Annotated in this window: 22 protein-coding genes; 4 read left to right on the forward strand and 18 right to left on the reverse strand. The window is 66.6% G+C overall.

The genetic code is table 11. The features are described from left to right. Positions 1 to 25: 25 nt before the first annotated feature. The 14 genes from JQ633_RS27405 to JQ633_RS27470 all read right to left on the reverse strand — a co-directional run bounded on the left by JQ633_RS27405 (position 26) and on the right by JQ633_RS27470 (position 10269). Positions 26 to 1042, reverse strand: coding sequence for a WD40 repeat domain-containing protein (locus JQ633_RS27405; RefSeq protein WP_211988208.1), 1017 nt, complete (start codon positions 1040 to 1042; stop codon positions 26 to 28). Then, positions 1042 to 2097: a CobW family GTP-binding protein gene (locus JQ633_RS27410; RefSeq protein WP_211988209.1), complete on the reverse strand. Its 1056-nt coding sequence runs from the start codon at positions 2095 to 2097 to the stop codon at positions 1042 to 1044. Before JQ633_RS27410 ends, JQ633_RS27405 begins: the two co-directional genes overlap by 1 nt. Before the next feature lie 108 nt (positions 2098 to 2205). Continuing rightward, the gene (locus JQ633_RS27415) at positions 2206 to 3078 is read right to left on the reverse strand and encodes a metal ABC transporter substrate-binding protein (protein ID WP_211988210.1); all 873 of its coding nucleotides are present in this window, start codon (positions 3076 to 3078) and stop codon (positions 2206 to 2208) included. 4 nt (positions 3079 to 3082) lie between these two features. Continuing rightward, positions 3083 to 3952 carry a metal ABC transporter permease gene (locus JQ633_RS27420; protein ID WP_211988247.1) on the reverse strand — a complete coding sequence of 290 codons (870 nt, stop codon included), beginning with the start codon at positions 3950 to 3952 and terminating at the stop codon, positions 3083 to 3085. A gap of 5 nt (positions 3953 to 3957) precedes the next feature. After that, positions 3958 to 4713, reverse strand: coding sequence for a metal ABC transporter ATP-binding protein (locus tag JQ633_RS27425; RefSeq protein ID WP_211988211.1), 756 nt, complete (start codon positions 4711 to 4713; stop codon positions 3958 to 3960). Between the two features lie 3 nt (positions 4714 to 4716). Continuing rightward, positions 4717 to 4911 carry a hypothetical protein gene (locus JQ633_RS27430; protein WP_211988212.1) on the reverse strand — a complete coding sequence of 65 codons (195 nt, stop codon included), beginning with the start codon at positions 4909 to 4911 and terminating at the stop codon, positions 4717 to 4719. A gap of 231 nt (positions 4912 to 5142) precedes the next feature. Then, positions 5143 to 5910: a serine O-acetyltransferase gene (locus tag JQ633_RS27435; RefSeq protein WP_211988213.1), complete on the reverse strand. Its 768-nt coding sequence runs from the start codon at positions 5908 to 5910 to the stop codon at positions 5143 to 5145. A 176-nt stretch (positions 5911 to 6086) separates the two neighbouring features. Further along, entirely contained in the window at positions 6087 to 6581 is a 495-nt protein-coding gene (locus JQ633_RS27440) for a DUF2852 domain-containing protein (RefSeq protein ID WP_211988214.1), read from the reverse strand. Between the two features lie 120 nt (positions 6582 to 6701). Further along, positions 6702 to 7421: a TetR/AcrR family transcriptional regulator gene (locus tag JQ633_RS27445; RefSeq protein WP_211988215.1), complete on the reverse strand. Its 720-nt coding sequence runs from the start codon at positions 7419 to 7421 to the stop codon at positions 6702 to 6704. 194 nt (positions 7422 to 7615) lie between these two features. After that, on the reverse strand, positions 7616 to 7984 hold the full coding sequence (locus tag JQ633_RS27450) for a YciI family protein (protein ID WP_211988216.1): 369 nt from the start codon (positions 7982 to 7984) through the stop codon (positions 7616 to 7618). A gap of 49 nt (positions 7985 to 8033) precedes the next feature. Then, the gene (locus JQ633_RS27455; protein ID WP_211988217.1) at positions 8034 to 8459 is read right to left on the reverse strand and encodes a YciI family protein; all 426 of its coding nucleotides are present in this window, start codon (positions 8457 to 8459) and stop codon (positions 8034 to 8036) included. A gap of 58 nt (positions 8460 to 8517) precedes the next feature. After that, positions 8518 to 8931, reverse strand: a complete 414-nt coding sequence (locus JQ633_RS27460; RefSeq protein ID WP_211988218.1) for a YciI family protein — start codon at positions 8929 to 8931, stop codon at positions 8518 to 8520. 120 nt (positions 8932 to 9051) lie between these two features. Further along, positions 9052 to 9474, reverse strand: a complete 423-nt coding sequence (locus JQ633_RS27465) for a nuclear transport factor 2 family protein (protein WP_211988219.1) — start codon at positions 9472 to 9474, stop codon at positions 9052 to 9054. Between the two features lie 138 nt (positions 9475 to 9612). Further along, positions 9613 to 10269 (reverse strand): glutathione S-transferase family protein, encoded by a 657-nt coding sequence (locus JQ633_RS27470; RefSeq protein ID WP_211988220.1) that lies wholly within the window; start codon positions 10267 to 10269, stop codon positions 9613 to 9615. A gap of 477 nt (positions 10270 to 10746) precedes the next feature. Between JQ633_RS27470 and JQ633_RS27475 the strand changes: the two genes are divergently transcribed. After that, positions 10747 to 12414 (forward strand): methyl-accepting chemotaxis protein, encoded by a 1668-nt coding sequence (locus JQ633_RS27475; protein WP_211988221.1) that lies wholly within the window; start codon positions 10747 to 10749, stop codon positions 12412 to 12414. A 153-nt stretch (positions 12415 to 12567) separates the two neighbouring features. Continuing rightward, the gene (locus JQ633_RS27480; protein WP_211988222.1) at positions 12568 to 13356 is read left to right on the forward strand and encodes an SDR family NAD(P)-dependent oxidoreductase; all 789 of its coding nucleotides are present in this window, start codon (positions 12568 to 12570) and stop codon (positions 13354 to 13356) included. A gap of 46 nt (positions 13357 to 13402) precedes the next feature. On the opposite strand, the gene JQ633_RS27485 is transcribed toward JQ633_RS27480, so the two are convergent. From JQ633_RS27485 to cobS, 3 genes are all read right to left on the reverse strand, one after another. Next, on the reverse strand, positions 13403 to 13633 hold the full coding sequence (locus JQ633_RS27485; RefSeq protein WP_211988223.1) for a DUF3551 domain-containing protein: 231 nt from the start codon (positions 13631 to 13633) through the stop codon (positions 13403 to 13405). A gap of 64 nt (positions 13634 to 13697) precedes the next feature. Continuing rightward, complete coding sequence (locus JQ633_RS27490) at positions 13698 to 14267, reverse strand: histidine phosphatase family protein (RefSeq protein WP_211988224.1); 570 nt, start codon at positions 14265 to 14267, stop codon at positions 13698 to 13700. Positions 14268 to 14285: 18 nt separating this feature from the next. Continuing rightward, positions 14286 to 15053, reverse strand: coding sequence for an adenosylcobinamide-GDP ribazoletransferase (gene cobS, locus JQ633_RS27495; RefSeq protein WP_249159677.1), 768 nt, complete (start codon positions 15051 to 15053; stop codon positions 14286 to 14288). A gap of 92 nt (positions 15054 to 15145) precedes the next feature. Between cobS and cobT the strand changes: the two genes are divergently transcribed. Together cobT and JQ633_RS27505 are read left to right on the forward strand one after the other, a co-directional pair. Further along, positions 15146 to 16159, forward strand: coding sequence for a nicotinate-nucleotide--dimethylbenzimidazole phosphoribosyltransferase (cobT, locus tag JQ633_RS27500; protein WP_211988225.1), 1014 nt, complete (start codon positions 15146 to 15148; stop codon positions 16157 to 16159). A 66-nt stretch (positions 16160 to 16225) separates the two neighbouring features. After that, positions 16226 to 16657, forward strand: a complete 432-nt coding sequence (locus JQ633_RS27505; RefSeq protein WP_249159695.1) for a hypothetical protein — start codon at positions 16226 to 16228, stop codon at positions 16655 to 16657. A gap of 1 nt (position 16658) precedes the next feature. Here the strand turns inward: JQ633_RS27505 and JQ633_RS27510 are convergent. Further along, on the reverse strand, positions 16659 to 17167 hold a 509-nt coding region (locus JQ633_RS27510), incomplete at its 5' end, for an autotransporter outer membrane beta-barrel domain-containing protein (protein ID WP_211988227.1).

Below are 17167 nucleotides of genomic sequence, written 5' to 3' on the forward strand. Positions count from 1 at the left end.
TGCCCCGGGATGCCGCCGCGATCTCTTACATTTCCAGAATGCCCGCGTCACCATCTTCCGCGCCGAAGGCGAGCAGCGTGCCCTTGGCATTCCACGCCAGCCCCGATACCGGCGAGCCGCCGGTCCGCCGCACCAGGATCTCGGCGCCGTCATCGAGGCGGACCATCAGCACCGTGCCGTCGCTGTAGCCGACCGCCATGATGTCATTCTTCGGATGGCAGGCCACCATCGAGACCCGCGCCGGCATCGGCGCCAGCATCGCCGGCTCCTTGCCCATCGGGCCGTCCTTGGAGGTAAACGGCCAGACGATCACGCTGTCGGCGCCTGACGTCGCAAGGCCCTTGCCGCCGGCGCTCCACGACATCGAGCGGACGCGGCCGGGATAGCCGCTCATCCGCATGTGCCTGCTGTCGGCCAGCCGCCAGCCGTGCATCGCCGGCTCGTGCATCGCGGTAACCAGGAACTTGTTGTCCGGGCTGAAGGTGACGGCGAGATGCGAGCCGGCCCATTCCAGGAATTCCGGATTGGCCGCCATGTTGGGAAACCAAAGCGTCACACCGTTGTAATGTGCGATCGCGAGCCGGAGGCCCTTCGGCGCGAAGGCGAGCCCGCCGACGGTCGACGGCACCTCGAACGTCTTCTCCTCACCCTTGGGATTGCGGACGAAGGCGGTCTTGCCCGCCGACCACGCCAGCGTGCCGTCGCCATGCAGCGCGACGTTGTCGATCCAGCGCCGCTTGACGTCGGTCGCGACGACAGAGCTCTCGCCCTTGTCGTCGATCGCGATCAGCTTGCCGTCGTCACCGCCGGTGACGAGCCGCTTGCCGTCCGACGCCGCGCACAGGATGGCGCCGAAATGCGTCGAGACGCGGTTGATCTCGCCATCCCTGGTGACGATCGCGACGCTCTCCTCGGCGCCGACGAAGAAGGCGCGGTCGCCGAGGAAATGCACCGAGCCGACCGCCGCGCCAAGCGGCGTCAGCCTGACGCGATCGGTGATCGATACGATGGAAGGCCCGTCGGGGGCGTCGAAGTCGCTCATCACGTGGTGATGCACTGCTCGAAGCCGTCGCGGATCGCCTGTTCCGGCAATTCGCGACCGATGAACACGACCCGGCTCTCGCGCTTCTCGCCGTCCTTCCATTTCCGCTGGTGGTCGCCCTCCAGCATCATGTGGACGCCCTGGAACACGTAGCGGTCGTCATCGCCGGTGAAGGCGAGGATGCCCTTCGAGCGCAGGATCTTCTGGCCCTCGGTGGCGACCAGGTTCTGCAGCCACGGCATGAACTTGGTCGGGTCGAGCGGCTTGTCCGAGCGCAGCGACAGCGATTGCATGTCCTCGTCGTGATAGTGCTTGAGCCCGCCATGGCCGTGATCGTGGTGGTGGTGATGATGATCGTGGTCATGACCGTGATCATGATGGTGATGATCATGGTCGTCGCCGGCCTCGAGGAAATCAGGCTCGATCTCCAGGATGCGGTCGAGATCGAACGCGCCGCGCTCCAGCACGTCGGTCAGGCCGACCTGGCAGCGCTCGGTGCGGTGCAGTTTTGCATACGGGTTGATGCCGCGGATGCGGGCCTCGACCTCGGCGAGCTCGGGCTTCGACACCAGGTCGGTCTTGTTCAGCACGATGACGTCGGCGAACGCGATCTGGTTCTTGGCTTCCGGCGCGTCCTTGAGGCGGTCACTCAGCCACTTCGCATCGGCGACGGTGACGACGGCATCGAGCCTTGCGTTCTTCTGCACGTCCTCGTCGACGAAGAAGGTCTGCGCGACCGGCGCCGGATCGGCGAGGCCGGTGGTCTCGACGATGATGGCGTCGAACTTGCCCTTGCGCTTCATCAGGCCGTCCATGATGCGGACGAGGTCGCCGCGCACCGTGCAGCAGACGCAGCCATTGTTCATCTCGAACACTTCCTCATCGGCGCCGATGATGAGGTCGTTGTCGATGCCGATCTCGCCGAATTCGTTGACGATGACGGCGTATTTCTTGCCGTGGTTCTCCGACAGGATGCGGTTGAGCAGCGTGGTCTTGCCGGCGCCGAGATAACCCGTCAGCACGGTCACAGGAATTTTCTGGGAAGCTTCCACCATAACAACTCCAAAGGAACTCTTTGTTTGAGCATGATCTGATCGGAAAACCGGTACCCACTTTTCCGGATCATGCCTGGAAACGCTCAACCAGACAGGGAGGCCCCTGCCCTACTCGGCGAGCGCGCCGGTCAGGGCCTTTATATTGTGCCTGACCATATCAATGTAAGTGGGTGCCTGGCCCTTTTCGCCCGTCAAACTGTCCGAATACAGGGTGCCGCCGACCTTTGCGCCGGTCTCGGCCGCGATCCGCTCGATCAGGCGCGGATCGCTGATGTTTTCGAGAAAAACTGCTGGAATTTTCGCGGCCCTGATCTGCGAGATGATGGCGGCGATATCCCGCGCGCTGGGCTCGGAATCGGTGGAGACGCCGATCGGCGCGATGAACTGGACGCCGTAGGCGGCCGCGAAATAGCCGAAGGCGCCATGGGTCGAGATCACCTTGCGGCGAGCTTCCGGTATTTTCGCCATCGCCTCCCGCACCTCGCGGTCGAGGGCGTCGAGCTTGACCAGATAGGCCTCGGCGCCGGCCTTGAAGCCGTCGGCCTGATCGGGCGCCGCGGCGATCAACGCGTCGCGGATATTGCCGACATAGATCTTCGCGTTGGCCACCGACTGCCAGGCATGCGGATCGGCCTCGCCGCCGACCTTCAGCGGCGTGATCCCCTTGCTCGCCACCGCGATCGGCGCCTTGCTGCCGGAGGCCTGCAGCAGCCGCGGCATCCAGCCCTCGAAGCCGAGGCCATTGACCACGAGCAGACGCGCGGCCGCGACCTTCTTGGCGTCCGCCGGCGTCGGCGCATAGACATGCGCATCACCGTCGGGACCGACCAGCGCTGCTACCTCGACGCTGCTGCCGCCGACATTGCGGATGAGGTCGGCGAGGATCGAGAAGCTCGCGACGACATTGACGCGTTCGGCTGCCCGCGCTGCACCGCTCGCCATTGCGAGAACCAGACAGATCAGCCCGACGAGCCGCCTCATCGCATCACGCCTCGAGATGCCGGCCGGGGAATAGCTGCCGCACCAGCCCGCTGACATTGCCGAACAATAGCGACACGATGTACAGCCCGGCCGCGACCAGGATGATCGCAGGGCCGGACGGAATCCGCGTCTGGAACGACAGCACCAGCCCGGCATAGCCCGACAGCATCGCGCTGGCGACTGCGATGCAGATCATGGTGGTGATGTCGCGCGACCAGAATCGGGCGATGCCGGCGGGCAGGATCATCAGCCCGACGCCGAGCAGCGTGCCGAGCGCATGAAAGCCGTTGACGAGGTTGACCACGACCAGCGCAAGGAAGGCGAGATGCGCCGGCGCGCCAGCCCGGCTGACGGTGCGGAGGAACACCGGATCGACGCATTCGATCACCAGCGGGCGGTAGATCACCGCGAGCACCAGCAGCGTGATGGTGGCGTTGAAGGCGATCACCAGCAGCGTCTGATCGTCCATCGCAAGGATGTTGCCGAACAGGACGTGCAGCAGATCGATATTGGTGCCCTTGATCGAGACGATGGTGACGCCGAGCGCCAGCGAGACCAAATAGAAGGTCGCGAGCGAGGCGTCCTCCTTGAGCTCGGTGGTGCGGGCGACGAGGCCGGCGAGCAGCGCCACGGTGAAGCCTGCGATCAGGCCGCCGGTCGTCATCGCAAACAGATTGAGGCCGGAGATCAGGAAGCCGATCGCGGCGCCGGGCAGGATCGCGTGCGCCATGGCGTCGCCGACCAGGCTCATCCGTCGCAGCATCAGGAACACGCCGATCGGCGCGCCACCGAGCGACAGCGCGATCACGGCCGCGAGTGCGCGGCGCATGAACTCGAATTCGGTGAAGGGCGTGATCAGCGCGTCCATCAGCATCGGCGTCAGGCGGCCCTCGAGCGCGGGTCGACGGCGCAGGCGGCCGCCGAATCGTCGAACGCCTCGCACATCCGCATCGCGACCGTCAGGTTCTCAGGTGTCAGCGCCTGCGCGGTCGGGCCCCATTCCACCGGACCGCGCGCCAGCAGCAGCGTCTCCGGGAAATTGTTGCGCACCATGTCGAGATCGTGCAGCGCCGCCAGCACCGTGCGGCCCTCGCCGTTCCAGCGCCTCACCAGCGCCAGGAGGTCGGCGGTGGTCTTGGTGTCGATGGCGTTGAAGGGTTCGTCGAGCACGATCAGGCGGGCGTCCTGCAGCAGCACGCGCGCGAACAGCATGCGCTGCATCTGGCCGCCGGACAGCGTGCCGATCGGCCGGTTCTCGAAACCGTTGAGCCCGACCGCGGCGATCGCCGCCAAAATCTTGTCGCGCGCGGCCTTGCTGATGCCGCCGAAGAAGCCGGTGGCGCGCCACAGCCCGGTGCCGACGAAGTCGAACACCGAGATCGGGAAGGTGCGGTCGATGTCGGCCGACTGCGGCAAATAGGCGATGTCGCGGTGGTCGAGCCCGTCGAGATCGATCACGCCCGACAGTGGCTTCAGCACACCGGCAATGCCGCGCAGGAGCGTCGACTTGCCGGCCCCGTTCGGACCGATCACGGCGAGCAGCGCGCCGGCCTCGACCGCGCCATTGAGATGATGCACCGCCGGGTGGCGGTCATAGCCGAGCGTGACATCGCGGAAGCTAACGAGCGCAGCCATGGCTCACCTCATCGCCAGCCAGACGATGCCCCACAGGCAGGCACTGACAGCGGCCGCTGCCGCCAGCCGTGCCGGCACGGTCATGCGCAGGATCGACCACGGCGCGATCTGGGCCGGATGCGGCGAGGCCGGGCCGTGGCTGTGGCCGTGGCCGTGGTGGTGGGCATGATCGTGGGCGTGGGAGTGCGTGTGGGCCATGAGATGAGTGTTATATTATAACATAACGCGAGTCCATCGGGGTTCCCCTTCCCGGCTTGCCGACCAGCATTGCAGGGCGGCTGGTGCCCCACAACGCGGCGTCGTCACCCGGCTTGACCGGGTGATCCAGTATTCCAGAGGCAGCAGTGCTTGAGCCGATGGGCCGCGGCGTACTGGATCGCCCGGTCGAGCCGGGCGATGACGGCGGTGGGTGGGGTTGCAGCGTTGCCGTCAGGCGACCGGCACCGCGGCTTCGGCGCAATTGGTCAGCCGGGCCGGGACGCCGACGGCGGTGCAGCCGGGCGGCACGTCTGTTGTCACCAGTGCATTGGCGCCGATCTTGGCGAAGTCGCCGATGCTGATGTCGCCGATGATGGTCGCGCCGGCGCTGATGAAGACGCCGCGGCCGATCTTCGGGGCACGGCGCGGATCGTCCTGATCGCGCGAGATCGTGACGTTCTGCAAGATCGTCGCCTCGTCGCCGATCCTCACCAGCGCGCCGACGATGAGGCCGGTGCCGTGATCGAGCAGCACCTGCGTTCCGATTTCAGCCGACGGGTGGATGCTGACCTGCAACTGGTCCGAGGCTGCACTCTGCATCAGCCGCGCGAGCTCGGCGCGGTCAATGCGCCACAGCCAGTTCGACACGCGCCAGGCCTGCAACGCGACATAGCCCTTGAAGTTCAGCAGCGGCGGCAGCAGGCCCGTCATCGCGGGATCGCGATGCACGATCGCCTGCAGGTCGCGGCTCGCGGCGTCGATCAGCGCCGGCTCGGCGGCGAACGCCTCGCTCGCCGCGCGCGTGAACCGGATGCGGTGAGCCGTTACGCTGCCAATGCGCTGGCCGATAAGGGATGCGAGTGCGCCGGCGATGTCGTGATGTTCGAGGATGGCGTTAGCTTGCGCGCCGAGAAATGGATCGGCAGCAGCAGCGGCCTCCGCTTCGCGGCGGATTCGCTGCCAGAGGTCGTCGGTCGATAGAAACTCTGCGGATGCCATGACGCGCCCTCATCGCCCGGAGACTGTAGAAGTGCGCATGGCTGTGCCGAAACGCAAGCGAAGCAAATACATCCCAAAACGCAAACCGCCCGCTTGCTGTTCGCAAACGGGCGGCTCGTGGCCATCGGGCGCTATGGGGGCACATCGCCTGAAGGCTTAGTGCTTGCCTCGCGTGATCAACCCTGCGGCGGCTGGTCGTTCGGCGGGGTCGGACGAGTCTTCTGCTGGGCCATGAAGGCGTCGAACTCTTCCTTGTCCTTGGCGTGGCGCAGGCGGTTCAGGAAATCCTTGAACTCCTTCTGCTCCTCTTCGAGCCGGCGCAGCGTCTCGGTGCGGTATTCGTCGAAGGCGCGGTTGCCGCTCGAGGGCGGGCCGAAGCCAAAGCCGAAGCCGCGGCGCTCCATGCGGTCGCGCATGCGGTCCATCCGGTACTGCATCCGCTCCATCTTGTTCTGCCAGCGATCCATGTCGTTGTGACTCCAACAGGCCATCTTTCTGCTCCCGAGTGTGAAAAAGAGAATAGCGAGACCGATCGGCCACCAGATCATGAAGCCGAGGATGATGAGGGCGATCTTCAGGGGATGCCACGGCGCCCAGTGCATGTGCATCTGCGGCGGATACTGCTCTTCAGCGGGGCCGCGCCAGCGATTGACATCAGCGGTGTAGGCCATTTCCCTTCTCCATCACGGCATCACGCCGTTGTGAATGTAAATAACATTTACATAGATAGCCGAGCCCTTGGGAAAGTCAAGCGGAGCGGACGACGCACCCGGCCAATTATTTTTGTAATTTTATTTCGGTTTGCCCCAGGGGCCTGGCTTGTCGCCCGCCGGCGTTTCGTTCAGTGGCGGCGGCGTTGCACCCGGCTTGCGGTCGGTCGGGAAGCCGAGGCCGCGCAGATAGATCAGCACCTCAGCCTCGAGCAGATCCTCCGGCGACATCGGCAGCTTCCTGCGCGCGGCGTCGCCGCGGCCGAACAGCGAGGCCACGCCGTGCGACATCGACCAGATGTGCAGCGCCATCATCATCGCCGGCGGGCGTGGCATGCCGGGCGGCGCCAGCGCCGCGAGCCGCTCAGCCGCGGCGCGGATGATCGCAAAAGCGCGCTCGCCTGCGGCCATCAGCGCCGGATTGGCATCGGGCGGCAGCCCGGATTCGAACATTGCCGAATAGAACGCCGGCTCCTCGCGCGCAAAGGCGAGATAGGCCCGCCCGACCCGCTCGAAGGCGGTGACAGTGTCGGGCCGGCCGTCGTCCCAGGCCTGCGTCAACGCAGATTCGAACTGCTCGAAGCCGCGCTGCGCGATGCTGGCGATCAGCTCATCGCGGTCGCGGAAATGCCGGTACGGCGCCGCCGGGCTGACGCCGGCCATGCGCGCGGCATCCGCGAAGGTGAAGCCGGCCGGCCCCTTCTTCGAGATCAGGTCGAGCGCGGCCTGCAGCAACGCCTCTTTGAGATTGCCGTGATGATAGCCGCGCTCACTGCGGCCTTGGTCCTTCCGCCAGCTCATGTGAACGGCTTTTACATGAGGCGGCGGTAAAGGTCACTAGCGGCGGACCGCGGCGCCGATCAAGATTAACGGACGGCTGTCGTGGCCCGTAGCCCGGATGGAGCGCAGCGCAATCCGGGACAGACGATCCGCGGTAACGCTGCCCCGGATTTCGCTTCGCTGCATCCGGGCTACTGAAGGTGCAGGCTCCTGCCCTACTGCCCCGGGATCGGCAGCACCGGCATGATCTCGACGGCATCGCCGGGGAAGATCGTGAAGTGCGGGTGGTCCTCGAACAGTTTTGCAGCGGCCTCGTGCGAGTCCGCACGCACGATGGTGAAGCCGGTCATCTGGTTGGAGATGTCGGAAATGCCGTTCGGGCCGACCCGCTTGGTCTTGCCGAGCGGTCCGCCCATCTCGACCAGCACGTCCTTGTGCTTCTCGACCCAGGCGCCCCAGGCCGCCATGCCCTGCTGCTCCTTGGCGCGGCGCTCGGCCTCGGGCATCGCGTTCCAGGCTGCCATGCCGCCACCGGTGGCGCCGCTGCCGAGATAGACCGCGACGAAAGTTTTGGTGGTGCTCATCGTGTACTCCGTTGTGCTTGTGGTTGTGGATTGACGATCAGTCGGTGGATCAGCGCAGCGCCTTGCCCCAGCCGCCCTGCGGATGTTCGAAGGTGGCAGCGGCCCGCTGCACCTCCTCGGAGAAGTCGCCCATCTCCTGGACCTGGCGAATCTCGATGGTCTCGTTGTTGCTGGCCGGGCACTTCTTCGCCCATGCGATCGCTTCGGCGCGCGATGCGACGTCGATCATCCAGAAGCCGCCGATCACGTCCTTGGCCTCGGTGAACGGACCGTCGGTGACGATGGGCTCGCCGGTGGCGAACGAGACCCGCGCGCCGGTCGCCGGCGGATGCAGGCCCTCCAGCGTGATCAGCACGCCGGCGTCCTTCAGCGCCTGATTGTACCGCATCATCGCGGCGACGCGTTCGGGGTCGAGGTCGAGCTCCGCCGGGGCGCTCTCGTAGCCGAGCGGGATCATCAGCATCATGAAACGCATGGAATCGTATCCTCTGGTTTGAAGTCATTCCGGGACGATGCGGAGTGACGTGAGTGGATCACCTGCCGGCCTGGGCGCGCAGGCGCTCCTCCTGCTCGCGCAGCTCGGGGGTGAGCGCCTCGCCGAAATCCTCGGCGGCGAAGACTTGGCGGATCTCGATCTCGGAGCCGCCGTCGAACGGCGCGCGCTTCATCCAGTCGATCGCCTCGTCGAGCGATTTGGTCTCGATCAGCCAGAAGCCGCAGACCAGACCGTTCGAGAAGCTGAACGGCCCGCGCGTCACCGTGCCCTGCCCGCCGGCATATTGGACGCGTGCGCCCTTGTCGGTCGGATGCAGGCCTTCGCCGGCCTGCATCACGCCCGCCTTGACCATCTCCTCGTTGAACTTGCCCATCGCGGTGAGCAGCTCCGTGCTCGGCATCACGCCGGCCTCGGAGTCCTTGCTCGCCTTCACGATCACCATGAACTTCATCGTCTGCTCCGTTGTCCTGTGCCCGGTGTTCGCCTTTAAGACGATGCGCACCTTGCCGCGCCGACACGCCTTGAGAAAATTATCTGGCAAGTCATTGCGGCGCGATGTCGCGCCTCGGTTTCAACGTTCCTGCTTGACGAGTGCGCCGTCACGGTAGGACGGACCGAAATAGACGTCGACGCGCTTCACCTTGTCGCCGTCGAACACGAAGAACTCGGTGTTGCGAAAGCTCTTGCCGTCCCTGGCGACGCAGCGATAGGTGACGAAGGCTTCATCGCCGTCGACCATGATACGCTCGATCTCGTGACGGCCGATCCAGTCACTCTCGCGCCAGCATTCGGCGAAATAGGTCGGCTTGTCGATGTTCTCGCCGTAGGGCGTGCCGAAGCGGAAATCGTCGGAAAACGCCTGCTCGACCGCCGCGCGGTCATTGGCGAGATAGGCGGCGAAGAGCGCGCGGATGGTCTCCGCTCTTGTTTGGGTATGATCCGGCGGGAAAATCGCGTCCCACTTCTCCGAATCCCTGTTGCCAGTTGCAGCCATGTCGTCTCCACAATGCATTGCCGGGATCCGGAGCGGTGATCGCTCCGGATCCCGGACCTTGGATGGATGACGAACGGGAACCGGCGAATGCGACAGGCGGGGCGAAAATATTAGCGCTGCCGCCGGTCCGCCAACGCGCTAGCCGTCCCTCGGCAGCATGCCGAAATAAGGCTCCGCCTGCTTGAGCACGCGCGCGAAGGACGGCCGCGCCATCAGCCGCTCCAGATAGGCGTGCAGGCGCGGGTGACCGTCGCCGAACGGCTCGTTCAGATTGCCGTAGTACAGCGCAGGCGCCGCCGCGCAGTCGGCCAGCGTGAAGTGCTCTCCCATCATCCACCCGGTCGCCGCGATCTCGCGCTCCAGCGCGGCATAGGATGTGCGGAGCTGCGCCCGCGCTTCGGCGACACCATGCGGGTCCTTGCGATCCGCCGCCGGGCGGAGCCGGTCGCCGACGATCTTCTGCATCGGCAGATGGACGTAAAGATCGAGGAAGCGGTCGCGCAGCCGGGTCTTCAGCGCAAGGTCGGCATCCTCGGGGATCAGCCGCGTGACGGACGGATAGTGCCGGTCGAGATGTTCGATGATGATGCTGGATTCCGGCACCGTCTCGCCGCGCGCTTCGTCGCGCAGCACCGGAAACTTGCCGATCGGCGACAGTGCGAGCAACGCGGCGCGCTCGGCGGGGTCGCCGAGATTGACCAGATGCGGGGTGAACGGCACGCCGTTCTCGTGCAGCGCGATCAGCGCCTTCCAGCAGAACGAGGACAGCGGGTGGTAATGCAGGGTGAGCGACATCGGAACTCCATGGATGGTCGAGTACGCCGAGGACGAACCGAAGGCACGCGCCCCGACATCCCGCCCGCGGAAATAGTTCCCATCCGGACCGGCCGGATCGCGCAATCGTGGCGCTCGGGCCGGCGCGACTCACGCTGCGCCAAACCACGCCGCGCCATAAGCGCGCTCGATGGACCCATAAGTCCCGGAAAAACAACCACTATCGCGAAGTTCCGGCAGACGAAACTTTCCTGCGAATTTGCGTCCGTAAGATTACGGTAAGCATCGCGGACCGGCTGTGGATGATAACGTGCACAGTAGAAAAATACCTCGCAAATTGAGCCACATACCCCAGTGACCGGGCCGGTATGCCGCGCAGCCGCGATAGTCCGCGTCGACCAGGCTTTACCGAAGCTAAACCGGGTCCTGCAATTTTTCCGTGAGTTGCCTCGTCTGCATTTCCCATCCCCTTCCCTATTGAAGCTTCACGGAGCCCCGATGTTCACTTTCAACAACGCAAAGGTGCAGAACGCGCTGGCGCAGGCTGACGCGATCGGCAAGTCGCAGGCCGTGATCGAGTTCAAGCTCGACGGCACCATCGTCCAAGCCAACGAGAACTTCCTGAAGGCGATGGGCTACTCCCTCGACGAGATCAGGGGCAAGCACCACAGCATGTTCGTCGAACCCGCGACGCGCGACAGCCAGGCCTATCGCGAGTTCTGGGCCAGCCTGAACCGCGGCGAGTTCCAGTCCGCACAGTACAAGCGCATCGCCAAGGGTGGCCGCGAGATCTGGATCCAGGCCTCCTACAACCCGATCATGGACAAAAGCGGCAAGCCGGCCGGCGTGATCAAGTTCGCCACCGACATCACCACGCAGAAGATCCACAGCATGGAGGACGCCGGCAAGATCGCCGCGATCGGCCGCGCGCAGGCGATCATCGAGTTCAACATGGACGGCACCATCGTCAACGCCAACGAGAACTTCCTCGGCGCGATGGGCTACTCGCTGGCCGAGATCCAGGGCAAGCACCACAGCATGTTCGTGACCCCGGCCGACCGCGACAGCGCGGCCTATCGCGAGTTCTGGGCGCGGCTGAACCGCGGCGAGCTCGAGGCCGGCGAATTCAAGCGTCTCGGCAAGGGCGCCAAGGAGATCTGGATCCTCGCCTCCTACAACCCGATCCTCGACGATCGGGGCAAGCCGTTCAAGGTCGTCAAGTTCGCGACCGATGTGACGGAGCAGAAGCTGAAGGCGGCCAACAATGACGGTCAGATCGACGCGATCGGCAAGTCGCAGGCGGTGATCGAATTCAACATGGACGGCACCATCCGCAACGCCAATCCGAACTTCCTCGGCGCGATGGGCTATTCGCTGGCCGAGATCCAGGGCAAGCATCACAGCATGTTCGTCGAACAGGCCGAGGCCAACTCGGCCGGCTATCGCGAGTTCTGGGAGGCGCTCAACCGCGGCCAGTTCCAGGCCGCCGAGTACAAGCGCATCGCCAAGGGCGGCCGCGAGATCTGGATCCAGGCCTCCTACAACCCGATCCTCGATCTCAACGGCAAGCCCTACAAGGTGGTGAAATACGCCACCGACATCACCGCGCAGGCGATCGGCCGCAAGAAGGCCGACAGCGCCCGCGGCCTGATCGAGGCGGTCGCCGCCGGCAGCGAGGAAATGAGCGCCTCGATCCGCGAGATCTCCGAGACCATGACCAAGTCGAAGCAGAACGCCGCGGTCGCCACCGGCCGCGTCGAGGCTGCCGACGCCCAGGCGCAGAAGCTCAACGCCGCCGCGCAGGCGATGAGCGGCATCGTCGAGATGATCTCGAGCATCACCGGCCAGATCAACCTGCTGGCGCTCAACGCCACGATCGAATCCGCGCGTGCGGGCGAAGCCGGCCGCGGCTTCGCGGTGGTCGCCTCCGAGGTGAAGAGCCTCGCCAACCAGGCCAAGCAGGCGACCGACACGATCTCGTCGGAGATCGAGGCGCTGAACTCGATCGCCGCCGAAGTGGTGAGCTCGCTCACCGAGATCAAGGCCGCGATCGCCGGCGTCAACGAGTACATCACCTCCACCGCCGCCGCAGTCGAGGAGCAGAGCATCGTGACGCAGGACATGTCGACCAACATGCAGCGCGCGTCCGCTGAGCTCGCGGCATAAAAGCACGGCGGCGCACGCGCGCCGCTGCGCGTACCTCGAAGGATGAACGGCGTGGCTGGGCCGCCGTCCTTCGAGGCTTTCCCGTCAGGTTGACATCGCCTGACAAAGGTCGCAGACGGTCGGGCTCCCCTCGCCCCAACCTCGGACCGTCAGATGAATTCCTCCGCACCGAAAGTCGCACTCGTCACCGGCGCCGCGCGCGGGATCGGGCTGGCGGCCGCGAAGCGCTTTCTCGCCGAGGGCTGGCGCGTCGCGCTGCTCGATATCGAGGGCGAATTGCAGGCGCGCGCGGTGGCGGCGCTGAACCGGCCGGACGACACGCTGGCGCTGACCTGCGACGTCGCCGACGCCGGCGCCGTCGCGGCGGCGGTCGCCTCCGTCAGCCGCCGCTTCGGCCGGCTCGATGCGCTGGTCAACAACGCCGGCGTCGCGGTGTTCACGCCGGTGCTGGAGACCTCAGACGCCGACTGGAGCCGGATCATGGCGGTCAACCTCACCGGCCCGTTCTTGTGCACGAAGGCCGCGGCGCCTGTGATGCGCGAGCATGGCGGCGGCGCGATCGTCAACATCACCTCGATCTCGGCGGTGCGGGCCTCAACGCTGCGTTCGGCCTATGGCACCAGCAAGGCAGGGCTGGCGCACCTGACCAAGCAGCTCGCGGTCGAGCTCGCCTCGCTCGGCATCCGCGTCAACGCCGTCGCGCCCGGACCGGTCGAGACCGCGATGGCGAAGTCCGTGCACACGGCGGAGATCCGCGCCGACTATCACGACGCGATTCCGCTCAACCGCTACGGGCTCGAGGAGGAACTGGCGGACGCCATCTTCTTCCTGTGCTCGGAGCGCGCCAGCTACATCACCGGCCAGATCCTCGCCGTCGACGGCGGTTTTGATGCCGCCGGCATCGGCCTGCCGACCCTGCGCGGCCAGCGGCGGAACGGGTAAGGCAAGGTCTCGCAGCGACCCTCGTTCGCGAGCTCGAGCGCAACGATCACCGTTCGAACCCGCGCGGGCGCGTCGATCCCGGCGCGTAAAACGGGTTGACCAGGCAAGTGGCCGGGAGCCCTTGCGCGGCGAACTGGCACTGCCCCCACGAGGTGAAGATGCAGTCCATCCGCTCGCCGATCAGCGAACCGTAAACATGCATGCAGACCGGGTAGCGAGGATCATACATTTGCGCAGATGCCGGCTTCGCCATCGCAAGAACGCCCAGCGCCAGCATCAATGCTCCAACCAATTTCACCGTGAGTCTCCCGCTTGTCGAACGCACGCGTTCGCGTCCTTGGTCATCGCCCATTCACCGCAACCACACGCCAAGCATCCGCCAACCGATCAATTCTCGTGAGCGAGAGCGGATCGATGACGAAGCGCAGCGCCAACTCTGGCGCCAGATCGAGTGCAATCGCAAGCACCGCGCGGATGGTGCCGGAATGCACCACCAGTATGGCATCGCCGGCGGGCAGGCGCGCCAGCCCTCTCCTTGCGCGCGCGATTTGATCGAGAAAGCTCTCGCCGCCGGGCGGCTGGTTGGTCGCCGGCGATTGCCAGAACGCGCGATAGGCTGCCGCGCCCAGCTCGGCCTCGATCTCGCTGTGACGCCGTCCGGTCCAGTCGCCGAAATCCTGCTCGCGAAAGGCATCGTCCTCGGTGGCGCGAAGGCCGAGCCGCGCCGCGGTTTCGCGCGTGCGTCGCGCCGGGCTGCAGACCGCGAACGCGGCGGCCGGGAGCCGCGCCTCGAGCGCAGCGAACGCGGCGACATCGCCGAGATCGGCGGGCGCATCGGGCGCGTGAATCACACCGCGCGGCCCGTCGACGGGCGCGTGGCGGATCAGCCAGAGATGCGTTTCACCATTCATCGCACTCACCCAAGTCACTCACCCAAGCCGCGCCGCGAGCAGCACGAGGATCGCGACCTCGGCGACCTGCTCGGCACCGCCGAGCACGTCGCCGGTCAGGCCGCCGATCTGCCGCTTGGCCAGCAGCCCCATGACCAACGCCGCCGCGCCGGCCGCGATCGCCGCCAGCAGCGCGCTGGCGAACGGCAGCACCAGCAACGCAATGATCAGCGCCACGCCGGCCGCGACCGCGGCAATGGTGCCGTCGGGCCGGCCGGCATTGGCCGCGAGCCCGTCGGCGCGTGCATTGGGCAGGCTGATCGACAGCCACGGCAGTACACCGCGGCCGAGCGCATGCGTCGCGACCAGGCTCTGCACCACGACACCATCCGGAAGTGCCGCCAGCGCGGAAAGCTTCGCGGCAAAGCCGACGAGCAGCGCCAGCGCGCCGTAGGTGCCGAGCCGGCTGTCGCGCATGATCTCCAGCTTGGCCGCGACATCGCGGCCGCCGCCGAAGCCGTCGGCGACATCGGCCAACCCGTCCTCGTGCAGTGCCCCGGTGAGCAGCGCACCGCCGCCGAGCGCAAGCGCCGCCGCGGCGAGATCCGGCACGCCGATCGCGCGCAGCAGCAGGCAGAACAGCCCGATCGCCGCCCCGATCAGCGCTCCGACCAGCGGGAACAGCCGCTGCGCCCGCACAAAATTCTCCGGCCGTGCGCCGTCCGGATGCGGCATCGGCAGGCGGGTCAGGAAGGCGGTCGCGGTCCTGAGATCGTCGAGCCATTCATGCATAGTCGCAGCCTTCAAACTCAACTCTTGCGCATGGATCCAGGCGGAAAACCGCTTCACACTTTTCCGGATCATGCTTTAGCTTGCGCCCCGCTCGACGAGGGAATCGCATGCAGTTCAGTACTCTAGACGACATCCGCGGCTTTTGTCGCGACCTCCCCGGAGGGGACGACGCCACCGCGGAGGCCGCCGCGCAACGGCAACAGAACCTGACAAAACCGCCGGGCAGCCTCGGGCGGCTGGAGGATGTCGCGATCTGGCTGGCGCGCTGGCAGGGTCGCGAGCTGCCGCAGCTCGACAAGGTCACCATCGCGGTGTTCGCCGGCAATCACGGCGTCGCGGAGCGCGGCGTCTCCGCCTATCCGTCCGAGGTCACCGCGCAGATGGTGGCGAATTTCGCCGCGGGCGGCGCTGCGATCAACCAGATCGCGAAATTGGCCGGCGCCGAGCTGCGCGTCGAGCCGCTCGAGCTGGCGCGGCCGACGCGCGACTTCACGATGGCGCCGGCGATGGACCCGGCGGATTTCCTCGTCGCGCTCGACACCGGCTGGCGCACGGTGCCGGAGCAATGCGACCTGCTCGTGGTCGGCGAGATGGGCATCGCCAACACCACGGTGGCGGCGACGCTGTGCGCGGCGCTGATGGGCGGCCGCGGCGCGCGCTGGGCCGGCCGCGGCACCGGCGTCGACGATGCCGGCATCCTGCGCAAGCGCGTCGCGATCGACGCGGCGCTCAAGCTGCATCGCGGGGTGCTCGACGATCCGCTGGCCACGGCGATTGCGCTCGGCGGGCGCGAGCTTGCGGCGATCGCGGGTGCGGTGCTGGCGGCACGCGCCAGGTGCATTCCGGTGCTGCTCGACGGCTTCGTGGCGACCGCGGCGGTGCTGCCGCTGGCAAAGCTCGCGCCCGACATCCTCGCGCACTGCCGCGCCGGGCATGTGTCGGCCGAGCTCGGCCATCGCGAATTGCTGCGCGAACTCGCGCTCGCCCCGCTGCTCGATCTGGAGATGCGGCTCGGCGAAGCCTCCGGCGCCGGCATCGCGATCCTGCTGTTGCGGGCGGCGCTGGCCTGCCACGGCGGCATGGCGACCTTTGCCGAAGCCGGCGTCTCCGGCGCGGGCTGACAAACTGTCGCCGCATGGGATAGCGTAAGCTGGGGCGACGCCAGCCCGGGGGAACCGCCGATGCACATGGTGGCAATCAGGACGATCTTGGTGGCGGCTGCGCTCTGCGCTGCCGTGTGTTCTGCCCAGGCTGAGGTGCGCATCCTCGCGAGCCCCGGCGGGCAGGTCGGCCCGTTCCTCGAACTGTTCGAGCGGGTGCGCGCCTCCGGCGAGCGCGTGGTGATCGACGGTCCGTGTTTTTCGGCATGCACGCTGGTGCTCTCGATGGTGCCGGATGACCGCATCTGCGTGACACGGCGCGCGGTGCTCGGCTTCCACGCCGCGCGCTCGATCGACCGGCGCGGCCGCACCTACGCCGAGCCGGAAGCCACCGCGGCCGTGCTGGAGGCGTATCCCGGACCGGTCCGCGGCTGGATCGTTCGCCGCGGCGGATTGAGCTCGCGCCTGCTGCTGCTGCGCGGCCGCGACCTCGCAGCAATCTATCCGCGCTGCCGGTGAATCAGAATCTCCAGCTGAAATTGCCCTTGACCATGTTGTTGTGGCTCTGGTCGGCGAACTGGCCGGCCCAGGAGACGCCGACCGAGGCGTTCGGCGCGACCGCGAGGTCGAGCCCGGCCTCGGCGACCAGCGCGTCGCGCGCGATCGGCGAGCCGGCCAGCGCAAACGCCGAACCGGACTGGAACGCCAGCGCCGCGATCGGCGTGACGTCGCCCAACGCATGCCGCCAGCCCAGCGTGCCGCGTGCGGTGAGAGTCTGCGTCAGCGCCGTCGCTCCGCGAACGCCGAGCGTCGTGTAGGTCGTATCGAGCGACACCGATCCGGCCATCGCCGCAAGGCCGCCGAGCTCGCTGACGCCGCCATCGACCCGCACATAGGCGATGTTGAGGAACGGCTCGATCGCGCTGACGCCGAACGCGTAGGTGTAGCCGACCTCGCCGAAGGCCTGCGTCGTCTTCAGCGCATAGTCGCCGCGTTCGGTCTCGACGAAATTGATCGCCGCGACCTGCC

Origin of the sequence: Bradyrhizobium tropiciagri (genome assembly GCF_018130505.1) — a bacterium.
GTDB lineage: Bacteria > Pseudomonadota > Alphaproteobacteria > Rhizobiales > Xanthobacteraceae > Bradyrhizobium > Bradyrhizobium tropiciagri_B.